General features: G+C 56.3%; 23 protein-coding genes. All 23 read right to left on the bottom strand.

Features of this window, described 5'->3' with window-relative positions; translation table 11 throughout:
* The 23 genes from MNODULE_RS20510 to MNODULE_RS20400 all read right to left on the bottom strand — a co-directional run bounded on the left by MNODULE_RS20510 (window position 1) and on the right by MNODULE_RS20400 (window position 21,903).
* Window positions 1–990, bottom strand: coding sequence for a PseG/SpsG family protein (locus MNODULE_RS20510; RefSeq protein ID WP_168063051.1), 990 nt, complete (start codon window positions 988–990; stop codon window positions 1–3).
* The gene (locus MNODULE_RS20505) at window positions 987–1,580 is read right to left on the bottom strand and encodes a GNAT family N-acetyltransferase (RefSeq protein ID WP_202882291.1); all 594 of its coding nucleotides are present in this window, start codon (window positions 1,578–1,580) and stop codon (window positions 987–989) included. The genes MNODULE_RS20510 and MNODULE_RS20505 overlap by 4 nt, the downstream gene beginning before the upstream one ends.
* A 15-nt stretch (window positions 1,581–1,595) precedes the next feature.
* On the bottom strand, window positions 1,596–2,384 hold the full coding sequence (gene hisF, locus MNODULE_RS20500) for an imidazole glycerol phosphate synthase subunit HisF (RefSeq protein ID WP_168063050.1): 789 nt from the start codon (window positions 2,382–2,384) through the stop codon (window positions 1,596–1,598).
* A gap of 7 nt (window positions 2,385–2,391) precedes the next feature.
* Complete coding sequence (hisH, locus tag MNODULE_RS20495; RefSeq protein WP_168063049.1) at window positions 2,392–3,009, bottom strand: imidazole glycerol phosphate synthase subunit HisH; 618 nt, start codon at window positions 3,007–3,009, stop codon at window positions 2,392–2,394.
* Window positions 3,006–4,250, bottom strand: coding sequence for an N-acetyl sugar amidotransferase (locus MNODULE_RS20490; protein WP_168063048.1), 1,245 nt, complete (start codon window positions 4,248–4,250; stop codon window positions 3,006–3,008). Before MNODULE_RS20490 ends, hisH begins: the two co-directional genes overlap by 4 nt.
* 10 nt (window positions 4,251–4,260) lie before the next feature.
* Complete coding sequence (locus tag MNODULE_RS20485) at window positions 4,261–6,300, bottom strand: aminotransferase class III-fold pyridoxal phosphate-dependent enzyme (protein ID WP_168063047.1); 2,040 nt, start codon at window positions 6,298–6,300, stop codon at window positions 4,261–4,263.
* 1 nt (window position 6,301) lies between these two features.
* On the bottom strand, window positions 6,302–7,702 hold the full coding sequence (locus tag MNODULE_RS20480; protein WP_181071140.1) for a glycoside hydrolase family protein: 1,401 nt from the start codon (window positions 7,700–7,702) through the stop codon (window positions 6,302–6,304).
* Window positions 7,699–8,664: an aldo/keto reductase gene (locus MNODULE_RS20475; RefSeq protein WP_168063046.1), complete on the bottom strand. Its 966-nt coding sequence runs from the start codon at window positions 8,662–8,664 to the stop codon at window positions 7,699–7,701. The genes MNODULE_RS20480 and MNODULE_RS20475 overlap by 4 nt, the downstream gene beginning before the upstream one ends.
* Window positions 8,621–9,781 (bottom strand): UDP-4-amino-4,6-dideoxy-N-acetyl-beta-L-altrosamine transaminase, encoded by a 1,161-nt coding sequence (pseC, locus tag MNODULE_RS20470; RefSeq protein WP_168063045.1) that lies wholly within the window; start codon window positions 9,779–9,781, stop codon window positions 8,621–8,623. The genes MNODULE_RS20475 and pseC overlap by 44 nt, the downstream gene beginning before the upstream one ends.
* Window positions 9,778–10,764, bottom strand: coding sequence for a UDP-N-acetylglucosamine 4,6-dehydratase (inverting) (pseB, locus tag MNODULE_RS20465; protein ID WP_168063044.1), 987 nt, complete (start codon window positions 10,762–10,764; stop codon window positions 9,778–9,780). The genes pseC and pseB overlap by 4 nt, the downstream gene beginning before the upstream one ends.
* 329 nt (window positions 10,765–11,093) lie before the next feature.
* Window positions 11,094–11,570, bottom strand: a complete 477-nt coding sequence (gene fliW / locus MNODULE_RS20460) for a flagellar assembly protein FliW (protein ID WP_168063043.1) — start codon at window positions 11,568–11,570, stop codon at window positions 11,094–11,096.
* Window positions 11,567–11,824: a carbon storage regulator CsrA gene (gene csrA, locus MNODULE_RS20455; protein WP_168063042.1), complete on the bottom strand. Its 258-nt coding sequence runs from the start codon at window positions 11,822–11,824 to the stop codon at window positions 11,567–11,569. The genes fliW and csrA overlap by 4 nt, the downstream gene beginning before the upstream one ends.
* A gap of 109 nt (window positions 11,825–11,933) precedes the next feature.
* Window positions 11,934–13,154 (bottom strand): flagellar hook-associated protein FlgL, encoded by a 1,221-nt coding sequence (flgL, locus tag MNODULE_RS20450; RefSeq protein WP_168063041.1) that lies wholly within the window; start codon window positions 13,152–13,154, stop codon window positions 11,934–11,936.
* Window positions 13,155–13,170: 16 nt separating this feature from the next.
* Complete coding sequence (gene flgK, locus MNODULE_RS20445) at window positions 13,171–14,817, bottom strand: flagellar hook-associated protein FlgK (RefSeq protein WP_168063040.1); 1,647 nt, start codon at window positions 14,815–14,817, stop codon at window positions 13,171–13,173.
* Window positions 14,818–14,820: 3 nt separating this feature from the next.
* On the bottom strand, window positions 14,821–15,423 hold the full coding sequence (locus MNODULE_RS20440; RefSeq protein WP_168063039.1) for a flagella synthesis protein FlgN: 603 nt from the start codon (window positions 15,421–15,423) through the stop codon (window positions 14,821–14,823).
* Window positions 15,424–15,442: 19 nt separating this feature from the next.
* A complete protein-coding gene (gene flgM, locus MNODULE_RS20435; RefSeq protein ID WP_168063038.1) occupies window positions 15,443–15,754 on the bottom strand; it encodes a flagellar biosynthesis anti-sigma factor FlgM in 312 nt (103 codons plus the stop codon).
* A gap of 44 nt (window positions 15,755–15,798) precedes the next feature.
* Window positions 15,799–16,125: a rod-binding protein gene (locus tag MNODULE_RS20430; RefSeq protein ID WP_168063037.1), complete on the bottom strand. Its 327-nt coding sequence runs from the start codon at window positions 16,123–16,125 to the stop codon at window positions 15,799–15,801.
* Window positions 16,125–17,252, bottom strand: a complete 1,128-nt coding sequence (locus tag MNODULE_RS20425; RefSeq protein WP_168063036.1) for a flagellar basal body P-ring protein FlgI — start codon at window positions 17,250–17,252, stop codon at window positions 16,125–16,127. Before MNODULE_RS20425 ends, MNODULE_RS20430 begins: the two co-directional genes overlap by 1 nt.
* A gap of 21 nt (window positions 17,253–17,273) precedes the next feature.
* Window positions 17,274–17,969 (bottom strand): flagellar basal body L-ring protein FlgH, encoded by a 696-nt coding sequence (locus tag MNODULE_RS20420; protein ID WP_168063035.1) that lies wholly within the window; start codon window positions 17,967–17,969, stop codon window positions 17,274–17,276.
* A 78-nt stretch (window positions 17,970–18,047) separates the two neighbouring features.
* Window positions 18,048–18,794 carry a flagellar basal body P-ring formation chaperone FlgA gene (flgA, locus tag MNODULE_RS20415; protein WP_168063034.1) on the bottom strand — a complete coding sequence of 249 codons (747 nt, stop codon included), beginning with the start codon at window positions 18,792–18,794 and terminating at the stop codon, window positions 18,048–18,050.
* A 27-nt stretch (window positions 18,795–18,821) separates the two neighbouring features.
* The gene (gene flgG / locus MNODULE_RS20410; protein ID WP_168063033.1) at window positions 18,822–19,607 is read right to left on the bottom strand and encodes a flagellar basal-body rod protein FlgG; all 786 of its coding nucleotides are present in this window, start codon (window positions 19,605–19,607) and stop codon (window positions 18,822–18,824) included.
* A gap of 42 nt (window positions 19,608–19,649) precedes the next feature.
* The gene (gene flgF, locus MNODULE_RS20405) at window positions 19,650–20,402 is read right to left on the bottom strand and encodes a flagellar basal-body rod protein FlgF (protein WP_168063032.1); all 753 of its coding nucleotides are present in this window, start codon (window positions 20,400–20,402) and stop codon (window positions 19,650–19,652) included.
* A gap of 268 nt (window positions 20,403–20,670) precedes the next feature.
* Window positions 20,671–21,903: an EAL and HDOD domain-containing protein gene (locus MNODULE_RS20400; RefSeq protein ID WP_168063031.1), complete on the bottom strand. Its 1,233-nt coding sequence runs from the start codon at window positions 21,901–21,903 to the stop codon at window positions 20,671–20,673.
* Between the last annotated feature and the right edge of the window lie 46 nt (window positions 21,904–21,949).

The raw sequence follows: 21,949 nt of genomic DNA, 5'->3' as shown, positions 1-21,949 counted from the left end.
CTAAAGTCCCAATACGAAATCTCGGACGCGCCCGCTTCCTCCCCCATCGACGAGTCTTTTCCCGATATGACCTCTTCGCGCTCTTTCCCCTTGATCTCTCAACTGAATGAGAGAGGTGAGGACTCTTTCAAGGGCGGTGTGATTTTCCCACCAGCCGGCGTAATCGATAAAGCCGGCGCGCTCCCATCCCATCACGTTGTTCACCTGATTCTCCGCGACGGCCATCGCGACCGCCGGCAAACCGATCCTCGCCAACTCATAGAGTGTTTGCCCGCCGGCGGAGACGGCCACGTCGGAATCGAGCATGGCTCTCTTCATCCCATCGGCGCCGGGAAAATAAATCAGCTCGGTACGGCTGTCCTTCAACCGCTCAATTTTTTCAACGTCCCGGAAACCTTTTCCGATGATGACCCTCTTGCTGCACTCCGGGAAAGCGTCGACGAGCAAACTCAATACCTTCGGCGTCATCCCGCGCGCATCATCTCCGCCGAACGTGATCAGAATACGACCGATCGTCTCTGGGGTATCTCTCTGGGGCGCCTCCCAGAATTCCCTGCGAAGGAGAATATATTTGCTCCCCAACAGATAGCTCCTTCCGCCCCCTTGCGGATAATCCATCTCCTCCGCGTAAAGGGTTCCGTTCACCACCACCCCCTCAGGATAGTCGAGCCGCTGAGTATCGTCGATGAAAACGGGGCATTTCGCCTGCTTCGAGACAGCCTCGTAGACCCCCTTCTCGGCGAGATAAGAATCGACCACCATAATTTCGGCGCCCGTCATCAATGAAGAGAGCTTCGACCGATCGCTCCGCCAAGAAAGGATTCGGTATTGTTTCCCGTGAAGCAGCCCCACGACACTCTCATCCCCTTCCACGATCAGCTCGGCCGGAATCCCCCTCTCCTCGAACGCCTGATACAACGCGGTGCATCGGGTGACATGTCCGAAGCCGATCTCCCGGCGCCCTTCCGTTAAAATCAAAACTTTGATCATCCCGTCGCTCGCTTTCCTTGATTCCAGTCGGGCCGAATGAGGCCCAAGAGAATATCATCGACATAAGATCCGTTTGAATAAAACTGCTCCTTTCGAACCCCTTCCACCACGAAACCGGCCTTTTGAAAGGCCCGGGCGGAGCCTTCATTCGGGCCGTAACATCCGGCGGCCACCTTATGGAGATTCAAAACGTTGAAAGCATAATCGGAAACCAGCTGAATCGCTTCAGTAGCATACCCCTTCCCCCAGCAATCTTTCTCGCCGATCAAGAGGCCGATGTCGGCCAGACGGTGAATCCACTGGATCGGGCCCAACTTGATATTGCCGATGTGGCGATCCTCTTCTTTTAGGACAATCGCCAAAAAGAGATTGTCGCGATCCCCCAGTTTTCCGGCGACATAGTCACGGAGATTTTCGATCGCGTTCGGCGCAAACCGGCTCTCCAGGAATCGGGTGATCTCCGGATCGTTCATCCAACGATAATAACGTTCATTGACGTCCGAAGGCCGCACCTCGCGGAGGTAAATCCGTTTTCCTTCCAAAAAGTAGGTCAATGCTTCACCTTTTTTCCGGCCCCCGGCCTCTGGCACCCGTCCCCCTCCCTTCTATCGATGCATTCGAATCGGAATTCCGGCATTCCGGATTTGGGACCGGGTCTGCATCGGGTTTTCATCTTTAAAACAAAAGTACGTGCCGGCGGCGACGGCATCGGCCCGTCCGGTTTGGAGCCCCTCCACGAAATGAGAGGCCGCGCCGCACCCGCCCGACGCGATCACCGGAATCGAGACCGCTTCCGCCACCCGCCGGGTCAGCTCCAGATCGAGTCCGCAGCGCATCCCGTCGCGGTCGATCGACGTCAGCAGAATCTCGCCCGCGCCTCGTTTTTCCCCCTCGATCGCCCACGCGACCGGGTCGAGCTCTGTTTTGATTCTTCCTCCGTTGATCCACACCCGGAAGCCCCCCTCTTTTTCGCTTCGACAGTCGATGCTCAACACCACACACTGCGCGCCGAAGACCTCCGCCGCATCGTTGATAAGGTCCGGGGTTTCAACAGCCGCGGTGTTGATGCTGACCTTATCGGCCCCGCTCGAGAGGAGATCTCGAAAATCATCAATCGACCTCACCCCACCTCCGACTGTAAACGGCATGAAGATCTCCTCGGCCGCTCTGCGGATCACCTCCAAGATCGGCTTGCGATGATCCGACGAAGCATCCAGATCGAGAAAAATCAGCTCATCCGCCGCCTGCGCTTCGTAGATCTTCGCCTGAGAAACCGGATCGCCGATCTCCAGGACTTCCTTAAATTGAATGGTGGTGACCAGGACTTTTCGATCCGATCCGCCATGAGCGCTCGTCTTCATCTGAAGCTTCGGGATCAATCGGCGCTTCAGCATCGTCCCCTCACGGCTTCCAACTGAGAAAATGCTCCAGGACCTTCAGGCCGTAATCCTGGCTCTTCTCCGGATGAAACTGTGTCGCGAAGATGTTCCCCTTCCGGACCGCGGCGGTCACCGGCCCGCCATAATCACAGGTGGCCTCGATGATCGCCTGATCGTCGCATTTTACGAAATAAGAGTGGACGAAGTAGAAATCGGGCGACGGAGGAAGCGTTTTGAAAAACGGACTCCCCGTCCGGTAACGGATCTCATTCCAGCCGATCTGCGGGACGCGAAGGGCCGGCGGATCGGGATGAAGTCGAACCACATCGGCCTCCAGCCAACCGAGCCCGGGATGCTCCCCTCCCTCGAAGCTTCGCCGGGCCATCGCCTGCATTCCGAGACAGATCCCCAGGATCGGCTTGCCCAAACGAAGCACCGCTTCTTCCAAAGCTTCGATCAGGCCCCGCTTCTTGAGATTCATCATGCAATCCCGGAACGCGCCGACGCCGGGGAGAACAATCCGTTCAACCTGTCTCAGATCTTCTCCATTCCGGCAAAGGGTCACTTCGGCCCCGACCATCTCCAATGCATGACGGACCGAGAGGAGATTTCCCATTCCGTAATCGACGAGGCCGATCATGGAGCCCCTTTGTCGTTCGTCACACCTGCTTGTGCATTTCTCTGCCGCCACCGATTGAGCTGAACCTCCGCCTCTTTCCGAGGCATGGCGCCTTGTCTCGACCAGAGATCAAAATCGTGGAGCTTCTCTCCCGGAAGAACCTTCAACGGATCATGCTCGTAAGGTGAAACGACGTGGCTAAGGGCGATCTGAACAAATTCTTCTTCACTCAAGCCGACATACTCCAGAAACAGATCGAGACTGGGCGGGCGCTTCCCTTCGTATTTTTGGATCAACGCGACCGCCTCTTCACGGGTCATCCGGTGGTTTCGAATATCGAGAGAGGCGAGATGGGAGGGACGGGTGTATCCTCGTTTGATGAATTTGATGTAATCCCGGACCCCCTGCATGTAACATTCGATCTTTTCGTATCCATAACCCGGGGGGACATTCTCCACCTGATCTTCGCTCCACCCCAACTCTTCCTGAATGATCCGCACCTGCCGCTTGACGTCCCAAGGGATGTAAGAGCCGAGGCAGACCGATCGATAATGGATCTTCCGCAACTCTTTGAGCGGGGGGTAAGTAAACGGTTTCAGATCCCGCTCGTCAACCACACTTTCCCCCGCCCCCTCCAGCCGAACGAGCATATCTTGTGCGGTGATTCCCAAATTCACGTAACGGTTAAAGCGCTTCTCGTCGACCTCTTCCGGCTGGTCGTAACTATAATAAGCCGTATATTCCGAGGAAGGCTCTCCCCACATCACCAGCGGAACATTGTAGCGGAGAGCGACCCACATCGGATAGGCGAAGATCCCGGCGTGGCAATGCCAGCAAAAGTCCCCCTTCTCCAGAAACGTCTGAAGCATCAACTTCTGCACCACTTTCCAGTTCGGGGTAAAGTGATGGAAATCGACCCCCAGTTTCCGGAGGGTCCGACGGGTGTTTTCGATCACGTTCGGACGGAGAAATCCGTGATCGAAACGGACCACCAACGGCCTGAGGCCGTATTCCTTGACGAGATAGTAGAGGGTCCAGGTGCTGTCTTTGCCGCCGCTGAAAGGGATGATGCAATCGTAATCGGATTTGTCCCGATGCGCCGCGATCAAAAGATCGAGTTCCTTTTTCTTCGCCGCCCAATCGATCTGGGTCTGCTTGTACTCCTGCTGGCGGCAGATGTTGCAGACCCCTTCCGTGTCGAAGGTGATTGTTTCGTGGGTCTCCGGAAGAACACACCGGGTGCAGCGTCGAAGTTCCGCCATCTTCGTCTCCCTAAACCTTCCGAAAGACCGGCTCCAGGAGCCGTCCTTCGATCATTTCATCAAGCAGGTTGTATTCCAGGGTGTATTTCAGGATCTCCATCACCTCGTCGTAGACCGACAAAACCCGGTCGATTTTTTCATGATCGTGAGGGAGAGAAACATTATGCCCTCCGGTGAAGAGAACCCCTCGCTTGACGCACTCTTGCTGGAAAAGGGTTTTCATCTTCAGGACCGCTTTCTCTTCCCCTTTGAAATTGAGGACCGTCCGGATCGGATAGCCTTCGATCGAAAGGGTCGCTTCGAGACCCTTCTCACGAATCTGCTGCTCGATTCCGCTTTTCAACCGCTCTCCTTGCTTCCAAAGGAAAGGGGTCACCTTATTTTCTAGGATGTATTGGATCGTCGCGATCGCCGCCGCAATCGAAAGGGTCTCTCCCCCGAAAGTAAATGAGAAGAAGATCTCATCGAAGAGCTTCATGATGTCCCGTTTTCCGACAATCGCGGAGACCGGCATTCCGTTGGCCATCGCCTTGCCGAAACAGGCGAGGTCGGGGGTCACATCGAAATAGGCCTGCGCGCCGCCGATATCAAACCGAAAGCCGGTGACCACCTCGTCGAACACCAGAATCGCTCCCTGCTCGTGCGCCATCTTCTTCACTTTGGCGAGGAAATTCTTTTGAGGCGCCTCCAGGCTGACCGGCTCCAGGATCACACAGGCGATCTGATTCGGATAGCGGTCGAAAACGGCCTGAAGACTCTCGATCCGGTTGTACTGGAACGTGACCGTTTTTTTCTTGACCTCTTCCGGAATGCCGAGGCTTCGCGTCGTGGTGGCGATATACCAATCCTGCCAGCCGTGATAACCGCAGCAGGCGACGATTTCCCTCCCGGTGGCGGCCCGCGCCAGACGGACGGCGGCGGAGGTGACATCGGAGCCGTTCTTCCCGAACCGGACCATCTCGGCGGAGGGGATGATCCGGGTGAGCAGCTCGGCCAGGTCGTATTCCAAGTGGTGAGAGAGCGTATACGCGGTTCCTTTTTTCAGCGTCGCCTCGATCTCTCGGTTGACCGGCTCAAACGCATACCCGAGAAGACAGGCCCCCAGCCCCATCGTGAAGTCGATGAATCGGTTTCCATCGAGATCGGTCAGAAGCGCCCCCTTTCCCTCCCGCACGAAAAGCGGCGCGGCGCCGACGCTGAACTGGAGGGACGACTTGCTGAAGGTCTGCGATCCCCCCGGGATGATCCGCATCACCTTGTCGAATTGGGAGAGACTCTTCTCGAATCGGAGCGGCTTCCCTTTCATCGCTTGAATGCCGGTCTTGTCCCCTTCCAAGGAGCGCCGATATCCCTCGTTCGGCACGATGTGTTTCGTCTTTTCGACCAATGAGGGATTCGCTTTGACGAGACCCGCCACGTCGGCGTAGGTGAAGTCGCGTCCTTCCAATTGTTTGAGGATCGCTTCGAGAACGTCGGCATCTTCCTTGTAATCGAGACTGAGATGAATGTGGGAGAGGTCCTCCTCATAAGGAAGGAAGACGGTGTTGAACCGCTTTGATCGTCGAAGATACGGCCCTACATGTTCCCGCTCGGACGGCAGCTTCGCCTCCGAGTCGGCCTTCAGGATCGCCTTCCCCGACATCACCTCCACGTCGAAGCCGTCGATGATCTTCGTTAGGATCAGGTAGTCGGGCTTAAGCGCATCGAATTGGGCCAGCGCATGCTGGACAAGCCGAGGGTCGGTGAGAAGACAATCGCCGGTGATCCGGACCACCGCGTCGAGCCGATAGGCCCGGACCGCCTTGGCAAACCGGCTGAGGACATCCTCCACGCTCCCCCGGACCACCTGCCAACCGCGCCTCTGGGCAATCTCCGCCAAAGGATCGTCCTCCTTTGCCTCGGAGGTGGCCAAGATCCGTTGATCAATCGCGATCTTCTCGCATCGCTCCAGGACCCATTCGATCGCCGGCCGTCCAAGTAAAGGATGGAGCATCTTCCGCGGATAACGACTGGAACCGTTTCTGGCCTGAACCACCACCGCACGCGGCATGTCAACACACCTCCAGAGAATAGAGCTTCGCCCCTTCGACGGAAATTTTCAACGTCACCTCTCCCCTTACGCCGGTTCGAAGGAGGTGATCCGAAGAATCGATCCCCTCCATCCGGAAAGATTCAACCGGTTGTCCCCCTTTGCACAGATTGATCCTCACCCTTCCCCCGGTGGCGTCTGCATTGATCCGGAGGGTTCCTTTTAGACAGGTCAACGGTTTTGTCGTCATCGTCCCCTTCGCGCCGGCGGCATACACAAACCCATCTTTCCTCAACGTGGCCAGGCCGACGCTGAACCGATGGCTCTGTTCGTCGAACAGAAGTTGGGCGTTGCCGACGCCGTGGCTGAAATTCGACCCGCCGTAGTAGAGATCGATTCCCTCTTTCCTGAAGAGGGGGAGATTCGCCGTGGTGATCATCCCCGAGTCCCATCCCGATTCGCTCAGCGGAATCAACGGCTCATCCGAGAAGCGGCTCCACTGTTTCCCGTCGGGACTGGTGGCGAGGAAGACTTCCATCTTCCCCTCGTGGGTTCCTTTTGCAAACTCATAATCCATGTAAAAGAGCCAGAGAAGTCCGAGGTAACCGGCGCCGTAATTGAAACCGCAAAGCCCGTAGAAGTCGGCCCACTTGAATCCGCGCGCGACGGCCAGCCGATCGTCCGCCGCGGAGGGGGTCCAGATCGTTTCGGGCGGCGACCACCGGATAAAGTCGTCGCTTTCAGAATAACCGACCGATCGCCGCGTCCTCCCCTCTTCATCGATGACGTAGGTTTTGGCAAAGGCGATAAACTTCTTTTTTAGATCGTCCTTAAAAACGGGGGAGACGTCGCTGACCCAATTTTTCTTTGTTTTCGGATTCGGAAATCGCATCAGCGGGAGGACGGGGTTTCCCTCATACTCCTTGAAGTGAATCCCGTCCTTTGAAAATGCGACGCGGTAGCCTTCATTGGTAAAGCCGAATAATTTATAGGGGCGCTTCGAATCTTCCGGATCGTAGATCACGCTCGGGATGTGGTAAGTCGAGACGATGTTCGTCTTCCAGTAACCGGGACTTCCATTTCTGAACGCAATCGCCTTTGTTTCTCTTTCTTTCTCCGATTCGATGGTGGGATAAAACCGCCTCTCATCGACCCGCCATTTGTTGATGAGGGGCTTCTCCCATTTTTTCCCGTCGCGGGATCGCGCATAGTTCACGAAGAAATCATCTCCGTCGAGATAGGATTGATACCACATATGGAGCTGTCCGTTTCTCTCCAAAACCGAACCGTAAAGATAGGCGTGAATTCCCTCCCAAGGATATTGTGGAAAGAGGACCGGCCCCTCTTTCGTGAGCGCCCCCTGCTTCAATTCAATCCCTTGCATGGAGGTCAGTGAAGTCGTATCGGGAAATTGGATTTTCATCTTTTCCACCGGTAAGGAAGAAGGATATCCTCGTCGTCGACTTCCAGGTCGGCCAGTTGATCCTCGAGCGCGCGATATCGGAGGAGGTTCTCATGGGTGAGGGCCTGAAGGTTTGTCTTCAGATGATCCGCGGAATCAACCCCCATCACCACCCCATCGATCCAAGGATCGGTCGCGACAAATGCCAGCGGGAGCCATTCCGGCCGTAGTCGAGCACTTTCAGCAAGTTCCCGAATCTTCCTCACCTTCTTCTTCACCTTGCTCAAGTCGACCCCCAGCGCCTCCTCCTGCATGAAAAAGAGCCCCTGTAGAAAAACAGACCGCGCCAGCAAAAACACCCCCTGAGACTTCAGCCGTTCGAGGAGATTTCCCTTCTGAAAACGTCGATCAAAGAGATTGATCGGGAACTCGATCGCAAGCGTTCCCGTTAAATCGCGGGCCGCTTCCAATGCTTCCTCCGGGTGATAAACGGAGAGACCGTAGCGTCCGATGACCTTTTCCTTGGAAAGTTTTTGAAGAACAGGAAGGATCACCTTCCCGAACCGCCGAACCGTTTCATACGAGTGGAGAAGGAGAACATCGATCGAAGGAACGTTCATCGCGCGAAGAGAATCGGTGATTTCTCTCTCCACCTCCATCGGATCGGCATACTCCTTCGGAGGGAGTTTGGTAATGACCCGGAGGGTCTTCCCCCGCGCTTTAAAATATTCCCCGATGATTTTTTCCGCGTCGCCGTATGCTTTGGCGGTGTCGATCCCCCAGACCCCGTGGGACTGCGCCGACGCGAGGATGCCGAAGACCTCCTCCCGGCTCAACTTTCGTTCATTCGCGATTCCATAGGACAAGCCGAAGTTCGCAGATCCGAGGATCCACTTCACATGGATCTCCTCCCCGACGAAGGAAGAAGAGGAAGGAATGTTATGCGCGGTCACGGAAGACCCGATCGACTGTTTCGATGACATAGGTCACCTCTTGTTGAGTCATCGCCGGAAAGATCGGAAGGCTGATCTCTCTTTGATAAAAGTTTTCCGCCGCCGGGCAGAGGCCCTTTCGGTAGCCCATCTTCCGATAAACCGGATGCCAGTAAACCGGAAGATAGTGAACTTGGATTCCCAACCCTTGTTCCCGAAGACGGCGGAAAATTTCTTTCTTCTGTGTCTTGAAAGAATCTTTCAATCGGATTGGATAAAGATGGTAAGAGGAGACCGAGCCTGCGGCTTCCACGGGGAGATCGAAATAGGGATTCCCGTTGAACGCCGTGTGGTAAAGGGCCGCGATCTCTCTTCTCCTTGCAACGAACCGGTCCACTTTTTTTAGTTGAGAACGTCCTAACGCCGCTTGAAGATCGGTCATCCGGTAGTTGTATCCGAGCTCTTGTATTTCGTGGTACCAGGCGCCGTGGGAGGGCTCCAAAAAATCGGTTCGCTCAATTCCATGCGACCGGAGCCGTTTCAGCCGTTGATAATAATCCTCACGGTTGGTGACAATGGCCCCCCCCTCTCCGGTGGTGATCGTCTTCACCGGATGAAAACTGAAAACGGTCATATCCGACAAACCGCCGATCTTCTTATCGGCATAAGAGGCGCCCAGCGCGTGGCAGCCGTCTTCGATCACGAGGAGCCGGTGTCGCTCCGCGATCTTGGCGATCGACTCCATGTCACAGGGGGTTCCTGCATAGTGAACCGGAACGATCGCCTTCAGATGGCCCCGTTCTGCTTGAAGGGCCGATATCGTTTTCTCAATTTCAGAGGGACTCAGATTGGAGGTCGCCGGATCGATATCGGCGAAGAGCGGCTTTGCTCCCAGGAAGAGGGCCGCATTGCCGGTGGCTGCAAACGTATTCGGAGAGGTCATGACGAGATCACCCGGTCCAAGGCCGGCGGCCTGATAAGCCAGATGAAGCGCGGCCGTTCCCGAAGCACAAGCGACGGCATACCGGGCGCCGCAGTAGGCGGCGAGCGCCTCTTCAAACGCCTCGACGGCCGGCCCCTGGGTCAGCCGGTCGGAACGAAGGACATCGACCACCGCCTGGATGTCTTCCTCGTCTATGGTCTGTCTCCCATAGGGGATCGTCTTCATCCGTTCTGAAGTTCCCTCACCATCTTTTCGATCTCTCCCGTCGTCAGCCGCCAGGGGTTCTGATCGCTGGAGTAGACGAATCCATCCCTCACATGTTCCCCGCCGTTCTTTCGTTTTTCGTCCGACCACCAGGGAAAGTCGGGCTGGATCACAAAATGCTCCGGATACTCCAGGGTCCGCCTTCCATCTTCGATCGAGATCAACAGTTCATGGAGTTTCTCGCCCGGACGGACGCCGATGATTTTAATCTTGCATTTGGGAGCAATCGCTTTGGCGATATCGACGATCGTCGCCGTGGGAATCTTCGGGATAAAAATCTCCCCCCCCTGCATTTGATCGAGCGCCTTTAAGACGAAGTCGACCCCCTGATCGAGGGTAATCCAGAAGCGGGTCATCCGCTCATCGGTCACCGGAACGGAATCCCCTTTTTTCAGTTGCAGGAAATGCGGAACAACGCTCCCCCGGCTTCCGACGACGTTACCGTAGCGGACCACGCCGAAACGGGTGATCTTTCGACCGGCATAGGAATTCCCGGCGATGAAGAGCTTGTCCGAGCAGAGCTTGGTCGCCCCGTAGAGATTGACCGGGTTGCACGCTTTGTCCGTGCTCAAAGCGACGATCCGCTTGATCCCGATGTCGATCGCCACGTCGATAATATTTTGCGCGCCGATGATATTGGTTTTGATCGCTTCAAAAGGATTGTATTCCGCGGAGGGAACCTGTTTCAACGCGGCGGCGTGGATCAGGTATTCGACCCCCTCGAAGGCGCGGTAGAGGCGGTCCTTATCCCGGACGTCTCCGATAAAGAAACGGAGGCAGGGATCGTCCATCATCCGCTGCATTTCGTATTGCTTGAATTCATCTCTGCTGAAGACGATCAGCTTTTCAGGCCGGAACTTTGAAAGGACCCGCCGCACGAAACGCTTTCCAAAGGAGCCGGTTCCTCCGGTGACCAGGATTGTTTTCCCGTTGAGATCGATCATCGTTTGCGCCTCGCCTGAAATACCTTTTCAAGGTATGTGCAATAATCTTGCCGCCATCTCTTTCCAGGAATAGTTCAAAAAGCGGATCGCTTCCCGACCTTAAAAAAGGGAGGTGTCAATCATTTGACAGGGGGGACATTTTCAATGACGGGAAAAACGCGTTCCGCCGAGGAAGGAAGACGCGGAAACGAGAGAACAAATCGTTCTTCCCTTTGATTGAAGCTCCCCGCAGCAAGCTGCGAGGAATGTGCCCACAGGAATGAAGCGCGAAGCGCCTCTGCTCACATCGTGAGTGAAAGCGAACCATGCGACGCGCGTGCGTGTTCACACTATTTTGTGCCGGCAATGCCCTGCTCCGAAGCGCTCAAGACCTGTGCGGGGAAAAGGGGTTCCCGATGGCTGTAGTTCAGGTCGGAAAGGACGATCTGTTTGCCCTTCCGGGTTTTGGAATTGATGACCAACGGCGCCATCAGGTTTGCGGTCAGTTTGAGCGGGTCTTCATGCGGAATGGTTAAAATCGTCAATACCACCAGGGAGTCCGAGCTTTCGATTTCAAGCTCTTTCATCTCCTCCGGAGGGAGGGCCGGTCGATAGTCCGGCCGGAAGACCAGCGGATCGATCACCACAAAGGCCAACTCAGGATCTTCCACCGCCTGGAGCCAAAAAAAAGGGTGGCCCTTGTCGTTATTGACCAACGTATACTGCTTGACCGTTCGGAAACCGGGAATCCCTTCCGGGAAGGTGAGCAGCCGCTCGGGATCGATCGACACCGGTCCCAATTTTGCGCTCTGAATCACGGTGTTCACGGCTTGGATCCTTTCCCTTTCTCCGGCGGAGGGACCCCCTTGGTTAAAATATCTTTCAGCTGCTTCGGATCGACGCCGGCCGCTTTTTTGTTCTCAAGCATGATTTTGGCCAAGACCTCTTCCCGATAGATCTTGATGCCGGCCGGCGCTTCAATGCCGAGCCGGACCTGATTTCCATGGACTTCGATCACCACCACTCGGATCTGATCCCCGATGATGATTCCCTCTCCCGACTTCCGTGTCAGGACCAGCATCCGACCTGCCTTTCTTTAAATGGTGTAGGGGCGTCTTGCAATACGCCCCTACCAGCGGAAATGAGACGCGCGATGCGTGTTGATTCCGACGTCGCCCCGACCCTCTTCGCTATCGGAGGAAGTCAAGGAGCGAATTTTGAATCAACCGGGCCGCCGTGGCCCGGGTGGCTTCCAAGGCGACCTGCTGAAGCGAAAAATCGGAGATCGCCTGCGTAAGATCGATATTTTCAAGATCGGACTTGAACCGGGTGATCGAGAGCTTGAAATCCTCGAGCACCGTTTTGGTCGCATCCATCCGGTTCAGGCGAGCCCCCAACAAAGCGCGTTCACCGATCACCTGCTCCTGCGCCGCGCTGATACTGGTGAGTGCTGCTTGGATTCCGGCGGTGTCATTCGTCTCCAAAGCCGCCTGCAGCCCCCCCACCGCCGAAAAGAGATCGACCCCTCCTGTCACGCCGACCCCTTTAAAGAGCCGGTCTCCGGGGAGGTTCATGATCACCGGTGTATTGGGGCCGATCAGAAAAGAGATTTCTCCCGAGTCGCCCATATAGGTTCCCGACGGCTGGTTCGTTCCAGTGGCCAATCCCAAATCGGCCAGCGCCGTCCCGGCCGTGGGGACGGCGGCGGAAGTGCCTCCTTCCGAATTCGAGGTGATCACCAAATGGTCGGTATCGAAGGTGACGGTGGCCGAAGCCCCGGCTGCCTGAAAGGTCGGATCCGCGTTGATTGCGGTTTGGACCATCCCGGCCAACGCCGTCCCTGTCGCATAACTTCCGGCCGGCAGGGTGAGGGTGGAGGAGACCCCGTCCAATGAAAGGGTCAACTGATCATTTACCGCCGCCGTGACGGTCACCGGCAAGGTCACCGCCGTTCCAAGATAGCGCCCCTGCTCGAGGAAGGGGAGGGTCCGGGTCTGATTTCCCGCGAAAATATATCGGCCCTCGACGGAACGGTTTCCCATCGCAATCAGTTGATTGAAAATCTCCTGCACCTCATTCGCCGCGTTGGCCCGGTCGGTCGAAGAATAGGAATCGTTCGCCAACTGCAGCGCCAGCTCGTGGGCCCGCTGCAGTTGATCCCCCACATCCTGTAACGTCGATTCGTTGCTGGTGAGATACGCCTCGCTCCGATCGATGTTCCGCAAATATTGCTCGGTTGTCGCGAGCGTTTTCCCATAGTTCAGAACCAACGGTTGACCGATCGGATCATCCGAGGGTCGATTGATTCTCTTCCCGGAGGCGACCTGCTCCTGAATATGAAGAAGCGATTCGGTCTGCCGCTGCATGTGCACCATCATCGATTGAAAGAGCATTTGATCCGATACACGCATCTACTTTCTTTCTCTTTTATCGTTTTATCGCCAAAATCGTTTGCAACAATTCGTCCGCGACGGAGATCAACCGCGCCGATGCTTCAAAGGCCCGCTGGAACTTGATTAAATTGGCCGTCTCCTCATCAAGAGAAACGCCGGAAATCTCTTCCCGTTGATGGAGGAGGTTCTCATCGATCACTTGTTCGGCGAGGAGAGAGCGTTGGGCCAACCGCGATCTCGACCCGACTTCCCCGACATATTGGCTATAGAAATCCTGAAACGTCGCATTTGCAAGCCCCGTCACTTCCTTCTCCTGTAATTGCGCAAGGAGAAGAGCATTGCTGTTGTCCCCCGGCACGCCGGCTGCCGTAGAGGATGCGGCAATTTCATTCGGATCGATCGCGGAAAGAGCGATGGAACCCGACATCCCCTGATGGGCGCTGATCTCAAAGGTATCTCCATTCGCCGGCGCCCCGCTCATGGCAATTTGAATCCCCTCGAACGTGACCGTCGTCGGGTCGACATAAGCGGCGGTGGCGGAGCTCCCTGTCCTGAGATTCTGAATCGTATAATTCGCCCCGGCGAAGGTCAGCTGATAGGAATCCAATGTCAGAAGGGAAGGATCATTCACCGTCGCGGCAATTGTCCCCGATCCGGCATTGCCGCTCAATTCCGTCACGGTCGGCGCCAGAGGAGAGAAGAAATCATTTCCGGTGGAACCGTCGAGACCGTAGCCGGCCCGGTGCTGCTGGTTCACCTCATTGACGATCGCGGCCGCCATTTGGTCAAGCTGATTGATATATCCGGGAAGAATCGTATCCCGCAGATCGATCAACCCTTTGAGGCGGCCGTTTTCGATAAAGGAGGTGATGTCGGTGATCGTGCCGGTTCCCGGGTCATACCCCACGTCTGCGAATCCGGCGTTGTCTTGGCTCACCACCCCCCGAAGCGTAAACGACGCCGTCGATTCGGCCAAGAGCTTTCCTCCGATGAGAATCGAGACCTCTCCCAGGTCGTTTTCAAACGAGGAGAAATTGATCTTTTCGGCGAGATCCTGTAAAAGACGCTCCCGCTGATCGCGCAGATCGTTCGCATTTTGTCCTGAAATCGTCACTTGAGCAATCTGGCCGTTTAAATCGGCAATTTGCGTCGCGAGCGTATTGACCTCTCCGAGCACCCCCTCGACTTCGGTGTTGAGATCCTTTCGTATCTGCCGTAGCTGATCGTTCATCTGCGTAAAGTTCGCTGAGAGCGTCCTCGCTTGCTCCATCAGGGAGACCCGTTCGGGAAGTCCCTGCGGATTGTTGGCAAGATCATGAAACGCCGCAAAGAACTCCGACAAGGACTGATGGAGGCCGACCCCGTCGGAATCATTGAACACCGCCTCCACCCGCCCGAGCGCTCCCCGTTCGACTCCAAAACGACCCAGGTTCGATTGCTGCGCCGTCAACTGGTCCTGGATGAATTGATCAAAAACGCGTCGAACCTCCGTAATCTGGACACCGGTTCCCAACTGACCGGGAGCGCTGTTCATCGGCGGGGTTGACGAAAAGATCGCCTGCTGTCGGGTATACCCGGGGGTGTTCACGTTGGCGATATTCTGGGACGTGACGGAGAGGGCCCGCTGATTGGCGAAGAGGGCCAGCTTTCCAATATTGAAAATCCCGAAGATGCTCGACATGTCCTATCCTTGACTGATCGCCCTTCCCCCCGATGGAAAAGGCTGAAGCGCTCCATTCGGTTGGTAGATCGGATCGGTGGACGAAAGGTGCCGCAAAAGGCCGACCAGCGCCGTGATCCGTTCTTGGATTCGGTCGATTAAAAGTCCGTTGATCTGATTGAGTTCCTGAATGCTGGCGGTCAACGCCTCAAGCCGGGTATGGCAATCAGTCAGTCGTCCCCGGAAAGGCTCGGGGACCCGCTGAGCCAGCTGTTTGAGCGTCAATGGCCGATCTTCTCCCCCCCATTGTCGGGCCATCGGGGCGATCTCCGCTTGGCGCCGTTGCTCCAATCCGCGGAGACGGCCCAGAAAGTTTTCTTTTTCCTGAAGACAACGGAGAAGATCATCGAGCTCTCCACCGATCATCAGCTTCTTCTCGCGCTGAAGGAGAGAGAGCATTTCCTGTTGAACGAGGATCATCTCCTCCAGGGTCGAAACGAGCGGTATTAACAGCGCATCCGGGACGGTCAGGGTTCCGGGGAGGGGAAGCGCCGATTGCAGGGGACGGGACGCGGAATAATCAATCTGTTGCTCTTCACGCTTCATTCCGAATTCAACGTCCCGCATTGATGAACCCCCTTCGAACTTATAGAACCGCATCCAGCAGTGTCGATCGGACCAGCTTTTCCGCGATCTCTTCGCTTTGTGGATGGTAGGTCCCCGCCTCAATTTCCTGCTGAAGGGCCGCCACCCGCTCGGACCGGACTTCCGGAAGCGATCCGATCACCTGATTGAGCTGCTGGTACTCCTTCGCCTCTCCGGAGATCTCGACGCGGTCTGTCGGAGCGGCCTCCCCCTTCTGATCGGAGGAACGGACAGGACCTTTCTGATCGGTCTTCTTGACGCCGAAAAAAACGGTTTCCAGAAGGCGGGTTCGGTCATCTCCAGGTATCTGCATTTTTTTCTCCTCTTAACTCGTCGTAAGGGTGCTTATTACCTGACTTATCGGTCTAATCCCTTAAAACTTGAGGATTGATCCGCCAATTTTTTGACGAGGAGCTTCGCCAGCCCAATACCCTCACTCTGCGCCATTTTCGTCGCCATGGTTTCGTCGAGCAACGATTCGTAGATCTCCTTCCCCGGTCCCGACCCTAAGAATCCCCCCCCCGGCACGGTCTTTCGCATCTCTTTAAGTAGCGAGAAAATGAAATAGGCCTCAAACGCCTCGGCCGCCTTCTTGATCTCTTCCGGGTTGCTTGTGGCCTGCTCCGGCGCCTTCAACGGATTGGCTTCCGTCCCGCCGATTCCAGAAAGCCAGCCCCCTTCCATTAGAGGATCTCCAATTCGGCTTGAAGGGCCCCGGCCGCCTTGATCGCCTGGAGAATGGCGATCAAATCGCGCGGCGTCACGCCGATCGCGTTTAAACCGCGAACCACCTCGCCGATCGTCGCCCCCCGCAGCATCAGGATCTGCGCGTCTTCTTCCCGAACCTCGGTTTGCCGTTGCGGGACAACGACTGTTTCCGATCCTTCCGGAGCGAAGGGAGGGGGCTGAGAGACCTGAAAGTCGGTCTTCACCCGGATCGTCAGATTGCCGTGGGAAACGGCGACCTCGGAGATCCGCACCTGATCCCCCATGACAATGGTCCCGGTCCGCTCGTTGACCACGACTCGCGCCGGCAGGTCAACGGCCACTTCCAGACTTTCGATCGCAGCCAACAACTCGACCAGCCGGCCTTTGTAGAAGTCGGGAACCTGAAGGGTGATCGTCCCGGAATCGACCGCCGTTGCAACCGCTTCCCCCCCCAATTGCGCATTAATCGCCTGGGAAATCCGGAGGGCCGTGGTGAAATCTTGCTGGCGCAGGAGAAGATTGAATCGTTCTTTATTCAAAAAGGCGAACCCGACCTCCTTTTCAACCTGAGCCCCTTCGGCCACCCTCCCGGCGGTCGGATGATTCTTTTGAACCGAATCGCCCTCTTTCCCGCCGATGAACCCGCCGATCGAAATCGGTCCCTGGGCCACGGCATAGACCTGCTGGTCCGCCCCCTTCAAAGGGGTCAATAGAAGCGTTCCTCCCTGCAAGCTCGTGGCGTCTCCCAAAGAGGAGACGACGACATCGATCCGGCTCCCCGTCTTAACGAACGGAGGGAGCTTGGCGGTCACCATCACCGCCGCCACATTCTTCACCTTCACCGCGCTCGGCTCGACCGCGATCCCCATCTTCTTCAACATACTGGAGAGGGTTTGAACCGTAAAGGTCGTCCCGGTTTTATCGCCGGTTCCGTTCAATCCGATCACCAGCCCATACCCGATGAGCGAATTCTCCCGAACCCCTTCCACCGCGGCGATATCCTTGATCCGAACCGCCTCCGCGTCGATCGGGAGGACGAAAAAAAAGATCCCGACGAGGAGAACCAATCCCTTTTGGATTCGCTTGCGATCTTCACTCCGCATTCCGCACCCCGCATTTCGCATTTAGAAGGGCCATATCCAATCGAGAATCCGGATCAGCCACCCCGGCCGTTGTTTATCGTTGATGACGCCGCGGCCGGTGTATTCAATCTTTGCGTCGGAGATGAAGGTCGAGAGGATCGTGTTCCTCGGACCGATATCCTCGGGGCGGATCACCCCCGCCAGGGAGATCAGCTCTTTTTCACTATTAATAAGAACCTCCCGCTTCCCCTCGATCACCATATTCCCGTTCGGGAAGACGGCCGTCACCACGGCGGTGATATCGGCGGTCAACGCCCCGCTGCGGCTGGTCGATCCCGAGCCGTCAAAATCATCCGAAAAGGTGGCATCCGCCTGGAGTTTTTGAGTGGTATTCGTCGGAATCCCCAAAAAAGCGCTCGTGCTGGCGCCGATCGTCGAAGAGCGGCCCGACGTGGTCTGGGCATCCTTCGATCCTCTGGCATTCTCGACAATCCGCACGGTGACGATATCGCCCACATGGCTCGCCTTTGTATCTTGAAAGAAAAAGGTCCGCGATTGATCCGAGGTCCAGAGGGAGCCCTCCGACTGATGAAGTTCTGCGGGCTGAAGGTAGGCCGGGGGAAGGCTCTCTTCCGGCTTCATTTCCCTCGGAACCGCCGCACAGCCGGCGAAGAAAGCGAAACCCACGAGAAGCAACTGGGCGACCGTTTTTTGACTCAAAAATTTTCTATTTTCCATTTTCCATTTTCCATTTGTCATTTGCCTTTTTCTATTTTCCATTTCTCAAATGAAAAATGATCAATGGCAAATGATCCTTTATCTCGGAAGGGTTATTTTCACCGTCGCGGCGTCGATCACCTCTCCGTAGACCGTCTTCTGGGAGTCGGGGTTGACCACCGCCATCTGTCTTCCGAGAAAACCCTCTTCCTTGGCCCGGCCCATCGTAGCGATCCGCAATCCGCCCAATTCAACGATCATCGTCACCCGATCTCCCGAGCGAATCACCGGCGCCGTCTCGACCATCTCGACGGAGATCGGCAGGCCGGCGCCGATGGAGCGGATCACCCTTTTTCCGATCAGCGCGTCGGGATCGAAGAGATAAGATTCCCCCGCGCGGGTCACTGCGACCGACCGGATCTCGACATCGTCCGGTCCGATCACTTCAGCGCGGCGGAGCGGCCGAGCGGAAACGACGATCGATCGGATCATTTCGACATTCGCGGTGACCCACTGATGCGCGGCCGGTTTCCCGTTCGGTCTCGAAGAAATGAGGAAGACCACCCGGCCGAGCAATCCGCGCGATCCTTCCTTGACCTCCAATCCGTCCTCCATGACAAATGAACCGTCCGGTGGACGGAGAAGGCGAACCCGGATGTCGCTTTCTTTTGAGGGAAGACGTTCCGCCACATAGGCGCGTATGGCGGTGCTGATCTTCTCCGCCGGACCGGGAACGGTTTCCGGTTGAACGGCTGCTCCATTTTCCAAACCATCCGCCGCCTCAACCGCGCCGACGCCCGCGAAGATCAGCATGATCAAAAACAGGATTCTAAAAAAACCGCTCATCTTCCTTATCCTTTGCTTACCCTTTGCTTACCGTTTGAGGTTATTGACCATCGACAGCATTTCATCGGTCGTCTGGATCGCTTTGGAGTTCAATTCATAGGCGCGCTGCGCGACGATCATGTTCACCATTTCCTCGGCGATGTTGACGTTGGAGCCTTCAAGGGAGCCCTGTTGGACAGTTCCGAATCCTTCCTCTCCCGGCGCGCCGGTCACCGCTTCTCCGGAGGCGTCGGTCGCCTGATAGAGGTTTTTTCCAATGCTGTGAAGACCGGCCGGATTGGTGAAGCGCGCCAGCTCAAGCGTTCCGACCAGCTGCGGCGCCGCCCCCGTCGTCACAACGGCGGAAACCACCCCGGTGGGAAGGATGGTCACCGTTTGTGCGCCGGAGGGGATCGTGATATTCGGAAGAAGCGGATAACCTTCGGCGGTCACGATGCTTCCTTCGCTGTCGAGGCTCAACGATCCGGCGCGCGAGTAGCCGGTGGAGCCGTCCGGAAGGGTCACCTGGAAAAAGCCGTCCCCCTCGATGGCGAGATCGAGCGGATTCTGCGTCTGCTGAAAGTCCCCCTGTGCGAATGTCCGGTGGACCGAGACCGGGATGACCCCCGATCCAAGCTGAATCCCGACCGGCAGCGTTCCCGTCGCGGTGGCGGTGCCCGCCGATTTCAGGGTCTGATACATCAGGTCTTGGAATTCTCCCCGGCTTTTCTTGAAGCCGACGGTCGAAACGTTGGCCAAATTATTGGCGATGACCTCGATCGAAAGCTGCTGGGATCCCAAGCCGGTACTGGCGATGGATAACGCGCGCATCATAGCTCACTCTCCTCCCGATTTGCTCATCTTATAGACGCCCGATTATAGACGCCCGACTTCATTGGCCGCCTTGGAGGCGACCTCATCGGCGGTCTGAATCGCTTTCTGGGCCGACTCATACAGGCGCATCACTGTAATCATCGCGACCATCTCTTCCACCGGATTGACATTCGCTCCTTCCAGGGCCCCCTGGCTCACCCTCCCTTCCGGAAAAGGAACCGCCCCTCCGCCGACCGATTCAAAAAGGGTGTTGCCGACCTTCTTCAATCGAGACGGATCGGAAAACCGGTAGAGCGCCAAGGCATCGACCTCGGTCGGCTGCGCGCCGACTTCGGTCCCCTTCACCGAGAGCCGTCCCTCTGCGTCGATCTGGATCGACCCCGGCGGGAGGGTGATCGGCCCGCCGGTTCCCAAAAGCGGGAATCCGTCGTGCGTGGTGATCTGTCCCTGTGCATCAAGGGTGAAGCTCCCCCCGCGGGTATAACGAACTCCCCCCGGGGTCTGGACCGCAAAGAAACCTTCTCCTTCAATCGCAATATCGAGCGGCTCTCCCGTCATTCGGATCGGACCGGAGGAGAAATCGGTAAAAACGTGGTGAAGAATCTCGAAGGTCGGGCTGGGGGTGATCGATCCGCTCGGCCCTGCATTCAATCCGGGCGGCAGCCCGATTCCCTCGAAGAGAGGATGATCTTTCTTGAATCCGGCGGTGTTGACGTTCGCCAGATTATTCGTGATGACCTCCAGACGCTTTTCTTGCGCCAAGGCTCCCGAGAGGACCGGATAAATTCCATCCATTGCTTTTCGACTCCGAATGAAAAGAAGACCGCGCCGCCACTCCTGAGTGGAATCATAAGCAAGGGATGTGCCAGGACGGGAAATCGCGCTGAGAGGGATTCATTTGCCTGGAAAAAAAGTCGAATCGGCGCTTTTTGCCGATCGGGGTAGGCAGAAGTTTCCTTTCTGGAGGGATGACGAAATTGAAATTCAGAATCGGACGGGCGGGTTTGCAAGGAGCTTGACAGGTCTGTGTCAAAAAGATGACATCGCCGAAACAAGCCGCGTTTTAAAAACCGGCGCTGAGCTGATTCATCCAGGAGATCGCTCCCCGTTGAGCGCTCATCAGGTCGCTGAGTCTCAGCCCGGACTGTTTGAGCAAGCGATCCACCCCTTTGAAATCGGCCTCTTCCTGGCGCTCACTCAGGGAAAGAAGGAGGCCGAGGGATCCTTCATGCGCCAGCAGCGCCTGCCGCACATCGTCCGTCAGATTGAGTTGCTCGACCACTTCCTTCATCGGCGTTCCAAGCAATACGTCGATCAACGAGAGGAGTCCCGTCATAAAGGCCAGATCGGAATACCCTATCCCCCGGTAAAGATCGGGCCGCGATTGGACCAGAAGCTCCATGATCCGGCCGCGCAGCGTTGCCGTTTGCATGAGCGGATTATGGATCCCCCCTTTGCCTCCTTGCGTAAAGAGAAGGAGCTGGACCCAACGTTTGAGCTGTTGCCTCCCCAGCATGATAATGGCGTGAGAGATGGCGGTGATTTTTTGCCGCGTCCCGATCGCCACCGAATTGACCAGACGGAGCAGATTGTAGCTGAGGGCGGGGTTTCCCTTGAAAATCTGTTCGATCTCGTTTGTATCCGCATCCTTCATCACCTTTTCATTCAGCTTCATCAGCGACACCATGGCGGGGTCGGCCCGCTTCTGAGATAAAATGGAAGGGCGGGCGAAATAATATCCCTGGAAAAGTTCAAATCCCATCGGACGGCACCGTTGAAAATCCTCTTGTCGTTCGACCTTTTCAGCCAACAGCCGGATCGACCGCTTTTTGAACGGTTGGATCCCCGCCCATAACTTTTCTCCCGTCATCTCGGCGATATTGATTTTGACCACGTCGATGACCTCAAGCAGCGGGAGATGCGACCCATCGTCGCGGAAATGTTGAAGAGCAAAACTGAATCCTTTCTTTTTAAGCGCCTGCATCCTCTGGACCACCCGCGGTTCGATCTTTGCCGTCCCAAAAACCTCAAGAACCATTTTTTCTTTCGGGAGAAGCTCAATTGCATCGCTGAGGAGGATCTCTTCATTGACGCCGACAAACCCCTTTCCTCCACCCAAGAGCGTCTCAGTCCCGAATTGGGTCAGCGCGCCGGCGATCACACTCGCCGATGTCTGCAAGACGTTGTCTGCCTGAGACAGGTGACTCTCCGAGTGAAAAAGGAGTTCGTAAGCGACGATCTCCTCATCCTTATTCAGAATCGGATTCCGTCCTAAGAAAATCTCTTCTTCACGCATAAAACACTTCGATCGTTGAAATCCGGAAAGCGAATACCGGTGTGGG

This window comes from Candidatus Manganitrophus noduliformans, from assembly GCF_012184425.1.
In the GTDB taxonomy this organism is placed as follows: domain Bacteria; phylum Nitrospirota; class Nitrospiria; order SBBL01; family Manganitrophaceae; genus Manganitrophus; species Manganitrophus noduliformans.
Note: the sequence above shows the minus strand (reverse complement) of the source record. Positions and strands in the feature narration are given on the sequence as shown.